Source organism: Bacteroidota bacterium (assembly GCA_020161395.1).
Lineage (GTDB): Bacteria > Bacteroidota > Ignavibacteria > Ignavibacteriales > Ignavibacteriaceae > UTCHB3.
Genome location: JAIUOE010000007.1, coordinates 126,583 through 144,373, shown reverse-complemented (window position 1 = coordinate 144,373; position 17,791 = coordinate 126,583). Strand labels below are relative to the sequence as shown.

Here is a 17,791-nt window from a genome sequence, read left to right as displayed (position 1 = left end):
CTCTGAAGTTCCGGAGTTCTATTTAAGTAGAAGCATTTTCCTGCTGATCACACCGAAACCGGTGGAAAGCCTGTAGATGTAGACCCCGCCGGGTAAATCTGTTGCATCAAATCTGTAGTTGTAGGTTCCACCATCCATTTCACTATTAATCAACGAAGCGACCTTTTCACCGAGTACGGAATATACATCAAGTGTAACAGTACTTTTTGAGGGGAGGCTAAACTTTATGACAGTTCCGGGATTGAAGGGATTCGGATAATTTTGTGCAAGTCCGTATTCTGCAGGCAGTCCGCTTGATTCGGGCTCAATTCCTACCGGGATATATCTGGCATACTGCAGGTCATCGAAATATAAAGTTCCAAGTATCTTGCCACCCGGTGTTCTTGTAATCTGATAACTGTCGAAACCAAGAGGTGCTTCAAGCTGACCGTTACCAATCCAGCTTCCGATTGTGTCTCTTTGAAGATCCCACTGTACGAGTTTCCAGCCGAACCAGTCAACCGTAATCCATTTCCCGACTTCGTGGCCGCCCGTTCCGGCATCATTCACACAGAATCGGAATTTGTTTCCACTTCCGTCTCCGAAAATATAAGTTTCGAGATAGTAATCATTGACACCAAAAGTTGGCGAAGTGGCTCCAAAATATTCTCTGATCAGCCACTCATTTGCAGTTACATCCCAGCCATAAGTAAGCTTCATCGATTTTGCGCTGGATGAACCGTGATTGATTATCACACCATCAGAATATATGTTGGTGGTATCTGTAAGTATTCCCGTCGTGGTTCCAGACTGCTGTGGTACCCACCAGTTGGCAATTCCCGATTCGAAAGCATCAATGGTGGTATAAGTCGGAGTGGCATAATTACCGCGCGTAAAAAGGAACTCATAAGCCTGAGTTGTAGGGTTTCCACTCATGTCTTCCACACCGGCTTCAATTCTCAGCTTGTACTGTTGATTCGCGACCAGGTCCTCTCTTGTGAAGATATTAATTGCCGAGACATCACTTCCGGGATAATACCTGGTGTATGTTTGGACATTTGCATTCGTTGCGGTATTTACAAACGATATTTTACCGCCGAGTGACGAAGTTTTTAACGGCTCATTAAAGGAAATATTTATTACAGGTCGCAACTCTTTCACTTCGGTACTTGCGGCGGGATAATGGTTAAGAATAACCGGCGGAATCTGATCAAGCACTCTGGTCTTGAATGTCAATACATACGGATCGCCGCCTGTGCCGTTTCCATCACCATCGAGAGGATGGTTAAACTTGTCCATCGCAGTTGGCTGAATCGTCATGGTATACTGTGTGTTGTAAGCCATTCCGGTAGTCGTAATGCTTATCGTTCTGTCGGAGTTACTCCAAGTGTTTGTAGTTCCGGCAACCGGCGGATTGAATGATATGGCTGCATTCACGGAAGCAACATCCATCGGTCTGCTAAAGGTAATCTGAATGTTCTTCAGACCTGGGTAGATGGAATCCCCCTGTGCAGGGATGTTTTCTGCAATATATGGAGGGGTCGTGTTGCCAAGCTGCACATCCTTGAAAGTAAAGAAAGTATCAGACATGGCTACGGTTCCGACATATGTTTCGTATCCTGGAGCACTCACAGTAATCTGCTGATTTCCACCGGGAACCCTTTCGAAATAGTAAAACCCGTTCCGAAGAAGTGTGGAATCGGTTGTATACTTGTAGAAAAGTGACTGATAACTGTCGGTTTTGTAGGTTCTTCCATCGACGGTTACTGTCGCACCGTTAATCGGCAGTCCGCTTTCCTGATCCAGGATTTTACCTGCCATGATGCCCGGATAGGGACGGTTTGCACCTTTGAATTTAATAATCGACCACCAGAATGTTTTTGCCTCAAGCCTTTTCCATTCATAATTCATATTGAGTGTGTTTTGCATCGGATTCGTATGGAATCCCGCCTCACTCAATTCTGATGGCATGTTGGTCAGTCTGTTGACGGAAAGATACGGTCCTCCACTGGTGCAGCCATAGAATGAGCAGTCACCGATTGACCCTCTGCTTGTGCCCGTCCTCATTCCTTTGGTCAGATTGCCTATCATTATGTCACTCATCGCCTTGCCACCGTTAGGAACTTTCTCCAAACCGTTGGCATACTGTCCCCACAGTAACAAAGTGGTGTTACTGCTTGCAGCACCCGCGTCACTATGGATTGAATGAAACCAGGCAGCCCCGATTGAATTTGCATAATCGGATCTTTGTGACAAACCAACGATTTGCAGGCTGTCTGTTCTGGTCATGTAAACGGTATCAATATCGGTTGAATCCAATAGAAAAGCCCTAAGATGTTTTGCAACATAGAGATTTTTCATCGCTTCAGGATAATTATAAATCCCCATGTTTTCCTGCTGACTGTGTCCGGGATCGAGCACAATGTTCCAACCGGAAAGTCCTGTAATCTGTGACCATGCCATCGATGAAAGGAGAATTGTAAAAATTAAAATCGTCTTTTTCATTTGAATGCCTCCACTTCCATTTTATAGATCGCTCCGTCAGTGGCATTGTCAAAATAAATTGATTTACCATCGGCACTGAATGAAGGGTTCATCTCTATTTTATCGGTGGAATTTGTGATCATCTTCTTACCGGAACCGTCAGTTTTTACGATATACAATTCCGATCCTGTTATGAAGTGTCCGTCATCTTCGGTGAGCATATACGAAATATATTTTGAGTCGGGAGACCATGCAGCACGGTAGCCCCTACCAAGATCGACAAGTCCTGAACCATCAGAATTTATCAGATAAAGATTCCCGCCGAGAATTTCAAATGCAATCCTGCTCCCGTCGGGTGACAGTGTTGCATTAATACACCTTTGACCTTTTACCGGTTCAATCACTCTTTTTGCAGAACCCGCTGAAACGACCGATATTTTATCATTCTCAATAAATGCGGCAATGCCTTTCGGTGATGAAAGAGAAGAGTTTTTCGTGAGCGGATCGTAGCTTTTCAGAGTGCCGTTTTCCACAAAACAGATATCTCCGCTGGTGGAAACAGAAGGCATTATGGTCATCCTTCCCGAAAACTCGCTCAATTGAAGTGTGTTTTCGCCATTCAGACTGTAGATTACCACGCTGTTTTCGCGGCGTATGTCGATAAATCTGGCACTGCGCGCTACAATTCCTGAATTATCGTTGAGCCACCGGAATCCAAAACCGGAAGCATTGTCTGCTGTTAATTCTTTGATTTCCCTGTTGCTGTTCATCAGAAATATCCCGTTGTAACCTTCCTGCGTAAATGCAATGGTTTTACCATCGGGTGATTCCTGCGGAGCAACAAGAATTTTGTTCGTCATTGACACTACTTTCTCTGTTCTCTGGGCTTCTGTCACTGAAACCGCAAAAAACAAAAGAAGCATAACTGTAATTGATCTCACTATATGTTTCCTTTAAATAAAAGATTTTTTTTACATAAGTAAAATAGACAAAACAGGCGGAACAGTCAGGTCAGGAAATTATGACAGGGCATAAAAAAACCCCGGCAATGGGGGGTAGCCGGGGATCGTCATTAAGGTTGACTTGTCAGGGGAAGAACAAGTCAACAAACTTTGGTAAAAATATTATTCAAATATAAGCATTTATTAAAAAAAAGCTACCCGTCTTTCTTATATTTTTGTAATATTGATTATTTTTTACTCATAAACTCCGGATGATTATGAAGCAAGTAACAGTTCTGGGAGCCGGTATGGTCGGTCGCGCAATTGCCCGTGACCTCGCAAAATCATATGCGGTCACCTCTGTCGATCTCGATGAAGGCAATCTCTCTCTTCTCGCACAATATGGTATAAACACTGTTTCTGCCGACCTGTCGGATGCGAAAAACACAGGTGTACTGATAAAAGATGCAGATATTGTTGTCGGTGCCGTTCCCGGCTTTATGGGTTATAAAACCGTGGAAACGGTTATAAACGCCGGGAAAAATATCGTCGACATCTCCTTCTTTCCTGAGGATTATTCCCCATTGAATAAACTCGCAAAAGAAAAAGGAGTAACCGCGATAGTTGATTTTGGAGTGGCGCCGGGACTGAGCAATCTTTGGTTCGGAAACCAGTATGCGAAAGGAGGGGTGAAATTCCTCGAGTGCATGGTTGGCGGTTTGCCGGCGGAAAGAAGATATCCCTTCCAGTATAAGGCACCATTTTCACCCGTGGATGTGCTTGAAGAATATACCCGTCCCGCCCGTGTGAAGGAAGGTGGCAGAATTGTAACCCGTGAAGCTCTTTCCGGAAGTGAAATGGTGGATTTTGACGGAATCGGCACTCTGGAGGCTTTCTACACCGATGGACTTAGATCAATCCTCGAGACCATCCCCGTTGATGACATGCGGGAAATGACACTCCGTTATCCGGGACATATCGACTTGATAAAAGCCCTCAGACATGTCGGATTCCTCTCCGAAGATGAAATTGAATTTCAAGGAAAAATGGTAAAACCAAGAGATTTTACTTCGAAGTTACTTTTCAAGGACTGGAAACTTGGTGCAGCAGAACATGAGTTCACGGTGATGCGGCTCAGGTCCCAAAGAACCGTTGCGGGTGAGGAAATTGAGGTTATACAGACACTTCTCGACAGGTATGACCCCGAATCGGGAGTTTCATCAATGTCCCGAACCACAGGTTACACATGTACAGCTGGTGCGGGTTTGCTTCTCAATGGACTCTTCACCGAAAAAGGTTGTTTTCCGCCCGAAATCATCGGTATGTCAGATACCTGCTTCGACTATGTTCTGAACCACCTGAAGGAAAGGAACATCACCTTCTCTTAGCGGACTCTATTATTTCGGGGCGGTATTCAAAGTGCATCGTATCAAAATGGTACCACCTGCCGCCCCATATCCATCCGTGCTTTTCGAAAATTTCCACTATCTCCATCGGGATATTATTCCTGAACTTCAGTAACCCGTCTTTCTCCTTTTTGTATCCCCGCCAATAGTGACTCTGATTCACATTGATGTCAATTGCGATGGCAAAACTGTGCACACTCAGGTTGTCGGTGCCTGCAATGTTTCTCCACATGAATGTGCCGGCAGGATTGTCAAGATACTTCATGAATTTTTTCGGGAGTTTATCAAGCTCATCCGAAATTTTTTGAAGCGATGCAGCAGCACCGTTCATCTTGTTGACCTGAAACGACTTGTTCACATTCTTCCTGAGCCACTTCACTGTAACAAGATTTTTCCCGACTTTGCCTTGATTGGCGCCATAAATTTTCTTTAAAAATTCAATGTTCCTGAATCGACCAGGATCTTCATTTTTACCGGGTGCCTTAATTTCTTTCAAGTATGGATATTCGGGTGACAGCATCATGAAAGGATCGGAAGTGGAGAGCAGCCTTTCAAATTCCTTGTCACTTATTTTCTTAAGATCGATCTCTTTTTTTGATGTGGTTTTCAATGGCATTTTCGTACCGTCTTTCCAATAGATAATATTTGAGGAGACTGAATCGATAAAATCAGGATACGCGATCACGAAAGGGTGTGGCTTCTTCTGTCCGGTCTCAACTTCCGGTTTGGGTGAGGCATGTTTTGTTTCGGTCTTGACTTCCGACTGACAACACAGCGATAATAACCCGAATACGACCAACCACTTAAACAAATTTTTACTTCTTCTTTGCTGAAATAATCGTTGAAACAAACTTTTCACCTGTATTCTGGCTGTTAAATTCATGATTGCCTGATATTGTTATTATAATTTCCTGTTTTGGCAGATACGCACAAAAAGAGTTCATCCCCGGATTTTTTCCGTAACAGTAGAGATATTCATTCCCTGCAATCTTCCCTTTGTAAAATCCAAAAATGTAGTTTCTCGAATCCAGCGATTTATTCAGTCCGGCATTGTGCAATGCCCCGGAATAATAGTCATTTTTGAAGAAAAGGCGGCATAGCCAGTCATGAAGTTGTCCGGCTCTGATATATAATCCTCCTGACCCTTTCCTGTTGTCAAGGATCCTTGTCGCACCGGCAGAAACTTTTTGATATTTCTTCCCGGTTGAAGCATAAGCAATTGCCACCTGTTTGAAAGAATCCTTCAATTCATTTTTGGAATAGACAGACGGGTGATCAGGAACGACAGAAACCGATTCCCTCAGATACCGCTCAAACGGCATTCCCGAGACATCTTCGATTATTGAAGAAAGAATAATATAATTGATGTTTGAGTATTCAAAATTGCTTCCGGGAGTGAATTTCAGTTTCACAGAGTTGGCTGAGTACAAACCAAAAATCTCACGGTTGTCAGGTCCCGCCGGACCTTTAAAGTACTTTTCTGCGAGACTAAAATAATCAGGGATTCCGCTGGTGTGATTAAGAAGGTGCTTTATTTGAACATTGTTGTAAGGCAGTTTTGTCTTCAAATGTTTTGTGAAGGGGTCGGTGAATTTCATTTTCCCTTTGTTCACAAGGTCGTACACACCAATTGCTGTGAATATTTTTGTGAGGGAAGCAATTTGAAAAAATGTGGAATCACTGTTTTTTATTCCCTCTTCAAAGTTTGAGTAACCGTATGTTCTTTCAAACACTTTCCCGTCTTTCGAAGTGATATTTACAACACCTGAAAATGAGGCTGAATCCACCAGTTTAGTGAGAGATGCTACAAGCGCTGAATCAAATTGCTCTGCTTTTTCAGGTTCAACGGTTTCCGGGTGTACGCTGTCAGGCGTTGATTTGACATCGGAAATCTGTTGCTGATTCTTGCTTTCCGAACAACCGCAAATCGAAAAAATGATCACCAGTGAAAATATCAGAATCCTTAACGGACTCCACTTCGGTAACTTCTTATGTCCTCTAACGAACATAAGTGTTGCTGCCCTTTATATTGTTGATGTCATATTTCGGTGTATGAAGAACGAGAAAATTGACATTCTTCTTTTCAAGGGGGGTAAGCATCTGATCCACATTATCATATCTTGGTGTGTACCATGGCTGCGAGTTGAAATGATCTTTCAATTCCCAGCTCAATTTAAATTTGTAACCGTATCGTGCATACACTTCATTTCTCATTAATATCACTTCCCAAACATGCTTCCCTCTGATATCATCAAATGTCAATTCTCTTAAACTTACTTCAGGGTATTTACCGGGCAGAGTACCGGCATAAGTATCCCCGTCTCCATTCTTCTTCTCCGTTTTTTCAACATAGACTGTTTCGGGTGCCTGAGTACCTGGTTTGTTGCCGGCAGTGTCCCTGGCTGACTGATTTTCCGTGCCCGGTTTGTTTTGATTGGGTGAGTTGCTCAACACGATGATGAGCACTGTTGCTGTCAACACAACTATGATTGCGATGAGGATTCCCATCATCTGCATCTGGTTGTTTTTTTTCTTTCGAACCGGTGTTTGGCCTGACTGTGACATAACTCCTCAAAATTATTTTTCTTCCCGTTAAATAAAAAGTCAATTGTTTAAAATAGAAAAAAAATACTCAATTCCGAAAAATCACAAATTTTTTCTTCAGAATATGCGTAAACGAGATCAAATTGCCACCGGACTGCGAAGCTACTTCAGTAATAGCCCCTTAAACTCGTCATATTCAGTTCCCATTACAACACTTTCTTTCTTCTTTTTTAGACATGTTTCGAGTCTTTCGGGAATATCAAAATTGATACCGGTTGCACTACTGACATCGCCATAAAATTTTGCAGGATGAGCTGTGGACATAACCACAAAATTGTCTTTGGGCAATTTAACCTCCATGTCACTTGCATAAAGCAGTCCCACACTGGTATGGGGATCTGCCAGATATCCGCACTCATTCCAGGTTGCTCCAATCATGAAAAATGTCTCATCGTTTGAGTAGCTCCTTGCGGAAATGTCTCTTCGCATCGCGTTCAGATCACCATGGTAAAGCGAAGTTATTCTTTCAAGATTGCTGGGGTTTCCCACATCCATGGCATTCGACAGGGTCTGAATTGTCGGCTGTGGAACAAACTCTCCGGTTTCGAGATACTTTGCAAAAACATCATTATTGTTCAGCGCTGCGTAAAATTTCTTCACGGGAAGACCGGCGAATTTCGTCATCAGACTTCTCATAAAGTCGCCTCAAAAAATATTTAAATTTGAGAGCAATCGATATTCTTTCAGTCGAAAGTAATCATTTCTTGTCAAAATGTACAATACTTAAATGGCAAATGGTATGATTAATGTGTTAAAAAGGTTCACAAGCACAAAGTCATTAAGTCCTGGTTGAGCAACTCCAAAAATGTATATACCCGTGAGACACTGACAAATTCATCCATGCTGAACAAAATAGAATTATGGTTTAACATGTTAACTAAGGATGTATTGAAGGGAGGGTTATGGTAATCGAAGCAAGAACTTATGAATCAGATTGTTGAATATATTAGAAACATATAACCTAACTCAGGCGAAACCATTCCGGTGGACCTATGCCGGGAAGGCTTTAAAGGCTGAGTATGCCAATTTTAAAATCATCGCACTAGCAAATAAATCATTACTGCTGGTATTGAAAATTTTTTATTAACTTTTTGCAAATCCATTCTTTATTCATAAGTTAAAGTCAACAATCTACTTTATTTGGACGAATTATTTCACAGGAGACAAATATGCGTTCAATATATTTATTCGTTTTTCTATGTTTCTCTTTCTTGTTTTTATTTCAAAACCGTTGTAATGGTGAAACACTTGAAAGATCAAAGAATTTGCTACACCAATCATCAAACATACCACCTGATTCAGGAAGATATATTCTTTTATCTGTCACCACTCCGGTAGAGATTTACAACTTCACCTACGATGATGAAGGAAGGATGACAAAACAGGTGATCGGACAAGCATTCCCCAGTCGAGTATCCTATACCTATGACACATCGGGAAACATTTTGTCTGAACTTTGGGAAGAGTGGGGAGGAGAGGCTAACAATAAATGGATTTTTTCATGGAGGGAGTCATTCACTTATAATGAGAATGGGAAAAAGTTAACAGAGTTGCAAGAATCTAGTAAACAAACCAGAACATATTTTGTTAGATTTCCGGCAGAAGGATTTTATGACACCACAGGTATTCTCCCGGGTATCCCCGAAGATTCTATCAGGGTGTATGAAGCAACAAAAGTTTATTATACATATGACAGTCACGGGAAAATGTTGACACAATTGTGGAAACAGTGGGGTGATAACAGTCATTTTAATACTGATGATCAATATTATACCTATGGCAAAGATGGAAATCGATTAACGAATTCGAATAAATATTTAGATGAAAATAGTTGGACAAATTTGGAAAAAGCCTCATCCACTTATGATAAAAATGGTAATCAATTAATCTATTTGGAAGAAATCTGGGAAAACAATACATGGGTCAATTCCAGCAGATCATCTAACACTTATGATACAAAAGGAAACTTGCTAATCAGTTTAATAGAAAACTGGAAAGGAAACAAATGGGTCAATTCCAGCAGATCATTTAACACTTTTGATACAAAGGGAAATTTATTAATCTTTTTAGAGGAATTTTGGGAAAATAACAGGTGGGTCAATTCGAGCAGACGATCCAACACTTTTGATACAAAGGGAAATTTATTAATTTGTTTGGAGGAATTTTGGGAAAATAACAGGTGGGTAAATAAAAGCAGACGATCCAACACTTTTGATAAAAAGGGAAACTTATTAATCTCTTTAGAGGAATTTTGGGGAAATAACGGGTGGTTCAAGGTTAACAGAACCTCAAATACTTATGACAAAAACGGGAATATGTTGACTTTAACTTTACAAGAGTGGCAGGAAAATGAATGGGTAACTACTGTTATGAACTCTTACACTCATGACCTTGATGGTAACACTATTTCAGGTGATGTTTATCCAAAATTTCCGGATACTTGGAGGGTTGACTCATTTAAATTGACATACAACTTTAAAAGAGATAATTATAAATTAGCCATCCCAGATACATTTGTGGCAAAATATAAGTTTATTCGGATAAAGTAAGATTAAACCGAAAGCGGTACCTGATCTATTAATATTTTTTCCAATATCTATCTTTTCACTTTGATCAAAAAAAGGCTGCCCCAATTTTAAGACAGCCTTCATTTAAAACATTCAATTAACTTGGTAACTACATCTTCGTTGAAATCATCTCTTTGGGGAGAACGATTGAATCAAAATGCTCCTCGGTTTTTTTAATTTTTGATAAATCAGCTCTCTTGTGAACCTTTAAGGCTCCTTGGTTCAGAAGAAGTACATAGATAAAAAAGAAAACTTGGTTTTATTTACCAGAACAATTTGTTAGACACAGTTAATATGTGTAATTTTGTGAGCGGCATGGATTTTATACCACGACAAAGGTGAAGTATTTCAAATAATAGATGAAAAGTCTCTCTTTTTTGATTTCTTTCGTGAACGCAAAGATTTTAACTATTTTCTTAACCAAACAATTCAGCAGGATGATATGAAGAACTTTTTATTTATCATATTGTTACTTCTGGGCATCAGTCCAACTTACGCTCAGTATATTCCATGTGTAAAAATGGAGATTGTTTTTGATAATTGTGCGAACAAAAAAAATATGGACTCCTTATTGATTAAGGAGGGATTCAAATACCAAAATTCAACAAAAAACGAAAACAGTGTCGAGTATAAATACAAGAAAGCAAAAAGTAAACAGATTAAATCCCAAGACATCTCGATATTTGTCTCTCCGGATGGTTACTCCTATCTTTCATTAACCTCAAAGGATAAAAAGTTTCTGGAGCATTATAAAGCAGAACTTATAAACAATGGCTATGAGTTAACGGGTGTTGCCGAACAGCGTACGGGAAATGTTATTGAGAAGTTTCAAAATCAGAAGTACGAAATAATGTTATTTCAGATTATCGAGAATGACTACACCAGTTTATATTATCTTGAATTACGAAATAAGTCCGTGGATTAACCGATATTTGACCACGGATTTAATAGATTAAAGCTTCCTGATTGGAGATTGCGACAACTTAAATTTTTGACTTTGTAGAGAATGTAGATATCACCCCGCACCTCCCAAGAGTATCTCCTTAAACTCATCATATTCAGTTCCCATTAATACACTTTCTTTCTTCTTTTTTAGAGAGGCTTCGAGTCTTTCGGGAACAGCAAAATTGATACCGGTAGCAGAACTGACATGATCGTAAAACTTTGCAGGATGAGCAGTGGACATAACAACAAAATTTTCCTTGGGTAATTTAACCCCCATGTCTCGCGCATACAACAAACCTACACTGGTATGGGGATCTGCCAGATATCCGCACTCATTCCATGTTGCCCCAATCATGAAGTATGTTTCATCATTTGAATAACTCCGTGCGGAAATATCTCTTCGCATAGCGTTAAGATCACCATGGTATAGCGAAGTTATTCTTTCAAGATTGCTTGGGTTTCCCACATCCATGGCATTCGAAAGGGTCTGAATTGTCGGCTGAGGAACGAATTCTCCAGTTTCGAGATACTTTGCAAAAACATCATTGTTATTCAGAGCAGCGTAAAATTTCTTCACGGGCAAGCCCGCGAATTTCGTCATCAATCCGGCAGTAATGTTACCAAGATTCCCGCTCGGTACAACGAAGTTTATATTGTCAAGTTTTTCATAAAGATTGAGGTATGTGTAAATATAGTAAACTGCCTGAGGCAATAGTCTCGCAATACTGATCGAGTTTGCAGACGACAGATTGACCCTGCTCCTCAACTCCTCATCCGCAAATGCCATTTTTACCAGTCTCTGACAGTCATCAAAATTTCCCTTCACTTCCAGCGCTGTAACATTCTTCCCGAGAGTGGTCAGTTGTTGTTCCTGAGTCCAACTGACTTTACCCGAAGGATATAAAAGCACCACATCAACACAGTCCATACCAAGAAAACCGTTGGCGACAGCACTTCCGGTATCACCCGAAGTGGCTACCAGAATCTTGCATCTTTTCCCCTCTTCGTGAAGGAAATATGACATCACATTTGCAAGGAATCTTGCACCAAAATCTTTGAAAGCGAGGGTGGGACCATGGAAAAGCTCCGCAACCCAAATCTTCCCGGAGACATGTTTAATTTCAATATCAAAATTGAATGTACGCTCAACAATACGCGTAAACTCCCTCTCGCTTATTCCAGTAACAAATGGATTCAGGAAATGGTTAGCAAGTTCCGTCAGCGAAAGTTCTTTTAATTCGTCCGGTTCTTCAAGAAGGTGCGGAATACTCTCAGGAAGGAAAAGTCCGCCATCGGGAGCCATCCCAAGATAGAGTGCATCCTTGAATTTGTATTGAGTTTGCGGATTTCGGGTACTGATATATCTCATCGAACCTCCAAAACTTTGACGCCATTGTTATTTACTTTTGAGATGAAAATATCCACCTCAATTTTAAGTTTTTCATAATAATCTTTGATCCACGGTATTAATTTCCCGGCTTTATTCTCATTATCAAAAAAAGCAAACGAGGTGGGACCTGATCCTGATATGTTGAAGGCACAGGCTCCGTGCGATAAAATTTCCCGCTTCAACCCGTGATAACCGGGTATCAAATCTGATCTGTATGGTTCCGCAATGAAATCCTGTGAAGCCGCGGCTATAAGCGCATAATCACCTTTTAAGAGCCCCGTAACAAGCATCATAGCCGCAGATGTCTGCCTGATCGCATCCGTTGCCGGTATCATTTCAGGAAGAATCGATCTTGCATGACTGGTTTTAATCTCGACCTGCGGATGAATCAGCATTACCACAAGCCCGGGAGGGGGGTCAATTTTAATAAATTCAAAATTCTCCAGACCGGTAATTAAAATGAATCCACCTGTAATGCACGGAATGATATTGTCACCATGCCGCGTCCCCGATGCAACCATCTCACCATCAAGAGCATACTTTATCAGTTTTTCAGCAGGAAGTGGTGCCTCAAGCAACGCATTTACAGCAGCAACTCCCGCGGCAGCACTCGCAGCACTCGACCCCATGCCACTCCCGATTGGCATGTTCTTGTGCAGCGTGATATCCACCCCCTCCCCGGGGGCATTTTCAGCCAGAAAACTTTTAATCGCCATACCCGCAGTATTTTCTTCAAGAACCAAGCTCAGGCTGTCGTTTCCAATAATTGAAACTATCCGGGAGACCGCGGTCCCGTTCGGTTTCACTTCAACTTCGTCTCCAATTCCAAAAACAGGGAATCCCGTCAGGTCGAAACCGGGACCCACATTTGACACGGTAGCAGGTGCGAATGCCCTTGCAAATTTCCTTACCAGCCTGTGGGGAGTCGAATTAGTCATCTTAAAGTCCTATCACTTTCAGTACATCATCCAGAACACCCGAAGCGGTAATGTCAACCCCTGCACCGGGTCCCATGATTACCAATGGATATTTGTTGTATCTCTTTGTATAAAATATGAAAACATTTTTCACATCGTCTACTGCGAAAAGCGGGTCATCGGGCGTACAGACTTTCGGATAAACCTTGAGTTCTCCTTCTGAAAATGATGCTATAAATTTTATTTTGTTCCCGTCAGCACGGGCTTCACCGACCATTTTATCGATATCAAGATACTCAACTTCATTCTCCACATTCCGTTTTGCGAGAGGGGTGATTTCGATATCAGACAACTCATATCTGAATCCGGCATCCCTGACAAGTATCAAAAGTTTTCTGGCAATATCCATACCTGAAAGATCTATCACAGGATCAGGTTCGGTCAATCCCATCTCCTTTGCTTCACCAAGTGCGGTGGAAAAATCCTTCCCGTTCCACACGGCTGTCAAAATGTAGTTGACAGATCCGGACATGATGCCCTCGATTTTTATCAACTCATCACCCGTACCAAGCAGGTCTTTCATCGTGCGAATTACGGGAAGTGCCGCTCCCACATTCGTTTCGTATAAAAACCTCGCCTTGCTCTCCTTTGCAAGATTTTTGAGTTCAAACCAGTCTTCAAGGGATGACGAATTTGCAATCTTGTTGGCTGCCACAATATTCACACCTTCTTTCAGAAACGGTGCGTAAAAATCGATAACCTTCTCACTCGCTGAGCAGTCCACAAATATCTTGAATGGATTTCTGTCACCGATGACAGCATTTAAAAATTCCTTTCGGTTCGCCTGTGCGGATGAGTTGTTCAATGAACCGGGAATATCGTCAGAAGCCAACAGGTTATCCGCAAAGATCATCTTTTTTGAGTTTATAATCCCTTTCAACTCGATATGGTCATTCAGGTCCTTCTTTTGCCCGAGGAAACTGATAAATTTTGATCCGACATTTCCCGGACCGGCTACATATATGCTCCAAACCTTTCTCCCCTTGAAGAAGAACTCGTTGTGAAGGGCGTTCATTGCCTCCTTCAGCTCGGTCGTTGAAATTACAAACGATATATTCAGTTCCGAAGACCCCTGTGCAATGGCGTGAACATTTATTTTATGGTTGCCAAGGGTTTTGAAAACTCTTCCGCTGACCCCGTGACGGTGACGCATGTTACCACCAACGACTGCAATTACCGATAAACCTTCCTCTTTCTCAACCGTGGAGATTTTCCTTGATCTGATCTCCTCCTCGAACTCTTTTGCGAGATGTTTTACTGCAATCGATGCTGATTTAGGCTCAACAGCCACACAAATGGAATGCTCTGAAGATGCCTGGGTAATCAGTACCACATTAATTCTGTTGAGGGCGAGTGTTCTGAAAAGTCTGCCGGCAATTCCTGTAACACCCACCATGCCACCTCCTTCAACTCGAAGCAGGGCGATATTATCGATGCTTGCAAGTCCGGTAATCTCATTTGTGTTTTTACCGGGGGTCTTCTTTATTATCGAGCCGGGGTGGTCAGGATTGAATGAGTTTTTAATTCTAACCGGAATCTCCAGATCCATCGCAGGCTGAATTGTGGGTGCATATATCACTTTTGCACCAAAATAAGAAAGCTCCATTGCTTCTTCGTACGATAATTCATTTACGATAAACGAATCAGTAACTTTTCTCGGATCTGCAGTAAGAACTCCGTCAACATCAGTCCAAATCTCGATCTCATCCACCTCCAAAGCTGCTCCGAATATTGCGACTGTGTAGTCGGAACCACCCCTTCCGAGGGTCGTGGTTTCATTTTCATGTGTCGAAGCTATGAAACCGGTAATCACCCTGAGTTTGTTGTTCCTCGAAAACTCCTCTTTGATGTAGTAATATGTTTCGGTCTTCAAAACCTGTGCACCTGTAAAATTATTGTCGGTCTTGATCACCTTTCTCGCATCAAGGAATTCAGCATCAATACCTGAAGTTTTGAAGGCTATCGTAATCGTGTAGGAGGAGAGAAGTTCACCAAAACTTTGGACATAATCGAGTGTTTTCGGTGTCAGTTCCTTGATCAGAAAAATTCCATCGAGAATCTCCTTCAGCTCGGTAAGCCTCAATGACAGCCCCGCAATCAACAGGTCCTGTTCCTTCCCTACAGAAACGAGCTCTTTCGCAAAATCAATATGTTTCTGTTGCAGTTCCTCAAAAAGCGAAACATAGCTTTTATCGCGCGAAAGTGCCAGATTCGCAATTTTTATAAGACTGTCTGTAACGCCCGAATAAGCCGAAAAGACCACTCCTGCGATATTCTCTTCCCTTCTGGCTCTCACAATTTCAATTACATTTTTTATTCTTTCAGGGCTCCCTACCGAAGAGCCTCCAAATTTCATTATCTTCATAAACTCATTTTTCTAATTGATTAAAAACTATTATCAGTCAACCCGCAAACACTCATAACTAAAAACTCATAACTCATAACTAAATATCTATTCTCTCCGGAATCGATTTTTTCAGTTTCTCGATCTCATCTCTCAGGAAAGCCGCTCTTTCAAACTCGAGATCCTTTGCTGCTTTTCTCATCTCAACCGTCAGTTCTTCTATCATCGCTTTTCGTTCATCAATGCTCATAAACTTGAGGACTGGCTCAGCAACTTTGGAAAACTGTGATTGTGAACTCGAATGGTCATAATCTTTTTTGCGCATGTCAGCAATTGCAGTGGAACTCATAATCTCCTCGATGCTCTTAAACATCGTTTTTGGAGTGATTCCGTGTTTTTTATTGTATTCCGTCTGTATTTTGCGGCGCCGTTCAGTCTCCTCAATTACAAGTCTCATCGAATCGGTTATCTTGTCTGCATACATAATAACGAGCCCGTTTGCATTTCTTGCAGTTCTGCCCGCAGTCTGCATAAGGGATCTCGCACTCCGCAGGAATCCTTCCTTGTCGGCATCAATAATTGCAACAAGAGACACTTCCGGCATGTCGAGTCCTTCCCTCAGAAGGTTGACACCAACGAGAACATCAAAATCACCTAGACGAAGATCCCGAAGTATCTCAACCCTCTCAAGTGCATCGATGTCACTGTGAATAAACCTCACAGCAATTCCAATTTTTGAGAGATAATCGGAAAGGTCTTCCGCCATTTTCTTCGTCAGAGTGGTTACGAGAGTCCGCTCCCCTTTCTGTACTCTGACCCTGATCTCTGAGATCAGGTCATCAATTTGTGTTTTTACAGGTCTGATTTGTATTTCAGGATCAAGCAACCCGGTCGGTCTAATGATCTGTTCGACATACTTTCCGTTCGTCTTTTCCAGTTCAAAATCACCCGGGGTAGCAGAAACAAAAATCACCTTTCTCATCTTGGTTTCAAATTCCTCGAATCGCATGGGCCTGTTGTCAAGCGCTGACGGGAGACGAAAACCGTGATGTACGAGAGTTTCCTTTCGTGATCTGTCGCCGTTGTACATCCCTCTTATCTGTGAAACCGTAACATGGGACTCATCAATTATCATGAGGAAGTCATCGGGGAAATAGTCGAGCAGACAGTAGGGTCTGGTTCCCTTTTCCCTGAGGTCCATATGCCTTGAATAGTTTTCAATTCCGGCACAGTAGCCAACCTCTTTTATCATTTCAAGATCGAATCGTGTCCGCTGTTCAAGCCTCTGTGCTTCGAGATATCGCTCCTGCTCCCTGAAATCGGCGAGCCTCTCCTCAAGTTCCGCTTCGATTAGTACGAGGGAGAGTTTTTGTTTTTCGGGATTAGTAACAAAATATTTTGCCGGATAGATGGCAGTCTCTTTTATCTCCCTTAGTACATCCCCTGTAATCGGTTCGATAACGGAGATTCTCTCGATCTCGTCATCCCAAAATTCAATGCGAAGAGCTTCTTCAATCTCGTAAGCGGGTATAATCTCGAGAACATCACCCCGCATCCTGAAAGTGCCCCGCATAAACTCCATGTCGTTTCTCGAGTAGTAGATGTTCACAAGATTCCGCATCAGAGCTTTTTTCGTTACAACATCCCCTTTGTGCAGGAAAATGGTCTGCTCTGCATACTCGTGAGGAGCACCAATTCCATAGATGCAACTAACAGATGCCACAATAATTACATCGTTCCTCCCCTCGATAAGTGAAGTGGTGGCTTTCAGTCTGAGCCGGTCGATCTCTTCGTTGATGGAGAAGTCCTTTTCGATGAATGTATCGCTGCTGACAACATAAGCTTCGGGCTGGTAGTAATCGTAGTAACTGATGAAAAATTCCACCGGATTATTCGGGAAAAACGATTTCAATTCACCATAAAGCTGTGCTGCCAGGGTTTTGTTATGGGATATCACCAAAGTTGGTTTATTGTGTTTGGCAATCACATTTGCCATTGTAAAGGTCTTGCCACTCCCCGTCACTCCGAGAAGTGTCTGGTATTGCTCACCCCTCCCGATTCCCTCAGTGAGTTCCTTTATGGCGTTTGGCTGATCTCCTGCAGGTTCATAATGAGCCTGAAGATCAAATGGTCTGAATGGTGCTTGTCGCATTT

The 17,791-nt window shown here is 42.0% G+C and carries 13 protein-coding genes; 3 read left to right on the top strand and 10 right to left on the bottom strand.

Annotated features, from left to right (window positions below):
- Window positions 1-18 precede the first annotated feature (18 nt).
- Window positions 19-2,484 (bottom strand): Ig-like domain-containing protein, encoded by a 2,466-nt coding sequence (locus LCH52_12430; protein ID MCA0389287.1) that lies wholly within the window; start codon window positions 2,482-2,484, stop codon window positions 19-21.
- Complete coding sequence (locus tag LCH52_12425) at window positions 2,481-3,404, bottom strand: hypothetical protein (GenBank protein MCA0389286.1); 924 nt, start codon at window positions 3,402-3,404, stop codon at window positions 2,481-2,483. Before LCH52_12425 ends, LCH52_12430 begins: the two co-directional genes overlap by 4 nt.
- A 278-nt stretch (window positions 3,405-3,682) precedes the next feature.
- Here LCH52_12425 and LCH52_12420 point away from each other — a divergent pair, with 278 nt between their 5' ends.
- A complete protein-coding gene (locus tag LCH52_12420) occupies window positions 3,683-4,792 on the top strand; it encodes a saccharopine dehydrogenase NADP-binding domain-containing protein (protein MCA0389285.1) in 1,110 nt (369 codons plus the stop codon).
- Here the strand turns inward: LCH52_12420 and LCH52_12415 are convergent.
- The 4 genes from LCH52_12415 to LCH52_12400 all read right to left on the bottom strand — a co-directional run bounded on the left by LCH52_12415 (window position 4,779) and on the right by LCH52_12400 (window position 8,050).
- A complete protein-coding gene (locus tag LCH52_12415) occupies window positions 4,779-5,621 on the bottom strand; it encodes a M15 family metallopeptidase (GenBank protein ID MCA0389284.1) in 843 nt (280 codons plus the stop codon). The two genes, LCH52_12420 and LCH52_12415, sit on opposite strands and share 14 nt — an antisense overlap.
- A gap of 4 nt (window positions 5,622-5,625) precedes the next feature.
- On the bottom strand, window positions 5,626-6,819 hold the full coding sequence (locus LCH52_12410) for a beta-lactamase family protein (GenBank protein ID MCA0389283.1): 1,194 nt from the start codon (window positions 6,817-6,819) through the stop codon (window positions 5,626-5,628).
- The gene (locus LCH52_12405; protein MCA0389282.1) at window positions 6,809-7,375 is read right to left on the bottom strand and encodes a YARHG domain-containing protein; all 567 of its coding nucleotides are present in this window, start codon (window positions 7,373-7,375) and stop codon (window positions 6,809-6,811) included. Before LCH52_12405 ends, LCH52_12410 begins: the two co-directional genes overlap by 11 nt.
- Window positions 7,376-7,516: 141 nt before the next feature.
- Window positions 7,517-8,050 (bottom strand): hypothetical protein, encoded by a 534-nt coding sequence (locus tag LCH52_12400; protein ID MCA0389281.1) that lies wholly within the window; start codon window positions 8,048-8,050, stop codon window positions 7,517-7,519.
- 533 nt (window positions 8,051-8,583) lie between these two features.
- Here LCH52_12400 and LCH52_12395 point away from each other — a divergent pair.
- Entirely contained in the window at window positions 8,584-9,963 is a 1,380-nt protein-coding gene (locus LCH52_12395) for a hypothetical protein (GenBank protein ID MCA0389280.1), read from the top strand.
- A 460-nt stretch (window positions 9,964-10,423) separates the two neighbouring features.
- Window positions 10,424-10,906 (top strand): hypothetical protein, encoded by a 483-nt coding sequence (locus LCH52_12390; GenBank protein ID MCA0389279.1) that lies wholly within the window; start codon window positions 10,424-10,426, stop codon window positions 10,904-10,906.
- Window positions 10,907-10,996: 90 nt separating this feature from the next.
- Here the strand turns inward: LCH52_12390 and thrC are convergent, their stop codons facing one another.
- The 4 genes from thrC to uvrB form a co-directional block, all read right to left on the bottom strand.
- The gene (gene thrC, locus LCH52_12385; protein MCA0389278.1) at window positions 10,997-12,295 is read right to left on the bottom strand and encodes a threonine synthase; all 1,299 of its coding nucleotides are present in this window, start codon (window positions 12,293-12,295) and stop codon (window positions 10,997-10,999) included.
- A complete protein-coding gene (locus LCH52_12380; GenBank protein MCA0389277.1) occupies window positions 12,292-13,254 on the bottom strand; it encodes a homoserine kinase in 963 nt (320 codons plus the stop codon). Before LCH52_12380 ends, thrC begins: the two co-directional genes overlap by 4 nt.
- 1 nt (window position 13,255) lies before the next feature.
- A complete protein-coding gene (thrA, locus tag LCH52_12375) occupies window positions 13,256-15,658 on the bottom strand; it encodes a bifunctional aspartate kinase/homoserine dehydrogenase I (GenBank protein ID MCA0389276.1) in 2,403 nt (800 codons plus the stop codon).
- Between the two features lie 79 nt (window positions 15,659-15,737).
- Complete coding sequence (uvrB, locus tag LCH52_12370) at window positions 15,738-17,789, bottom strand: excinuclease ABC subunit UvrB (protein MCA0389275.1); 2,052 nt, start codon at window positions 17,787-17,789, stop codon at window positions 15,738-15,740.
- Between the last annotated feature and the right edge of the window lie 2 nt (window positions 17,790-17,791).

Excerpts from the sequence above, each read along its gene's own strand:
- thrA (MCA0389276.1), bottom strand. The coding sequence starts at position 15,658 with ATGAAGATAATGAAATTTGGAGGCTCTTCGGTAGGGAGCCCTGAAAGA.
- thrC (MCA0389278.1), bottom strand. The coding sequence starts at position 12,295 with ATGAGATATATCAGTACCCGAAATCCGCAAACTCAATACAAATTCAAG.
- LCH52_12410 (MCA0389283.1), bottom strand. The coding sequence starts at position 6,819 with ATGTTCGTTAGAGGACATAAGAAGTTACCGAAGTGGAGTCCGTTAAGG.
- LCH52_12390 (MCA0389279.1), top strand. The coding sequence starts at position 10,424 with ATGAAGAACTTTTTATTTATCATATTGTTACTTCTGGGCATCAGTCCA.
- uvrB (MCA0389275.1), bottom strand. The coding sequence starts at position 17,789 with ATGCGACAAGCACCATTCAGACCATTTGATCTTCAGGCTCATTATGAA.
- LCH52_12395 (MCA0389280.1), top strand. The coding sequence starts at position 8,584 with ATGCGTTCAATATATTTATTCGTTTTTCTATGTTTCTCTTTCTTGTTT.
- LCH52_12400 (MCA0389281.1), bottom strand. The coding sequence starts at position 8,050 with ATGAGAAGTCTGATGACGAAATTCGCCGGTCTTCCCGTGAAGAAATTT.
- LCH52_12405 (MCA0389282.1), bottom strand. The coding sequence starts at position 7,375 with ATGTCACAGTCAGGCCAAACACCGGTTCGAAAGAAAAAAAACAACCAG.
- LCH52_12430 (MCA0389287.1), bottom strand. The coding sequence starts at position 2,484 with ATGAAAAAGACGATTTTAATTTTTACAATTCTCCTTTCATCGATGGCA.
- LCH52_12420 (MCA0389285.1), top strand. The coding sequence starts at position 3,683 with ATGAAGCAAGTAACAGTTCTGGGAGCCGGTATGGTCGGTCGCGCAATT.
- LCH52_12380 (MCA0389277.1), bottom strand. The coding sequence starts at position 13,254 with ATGACTAATTCGACTCCCCACAGGCTGGTAAGGAAATTTGCAAGGGCA.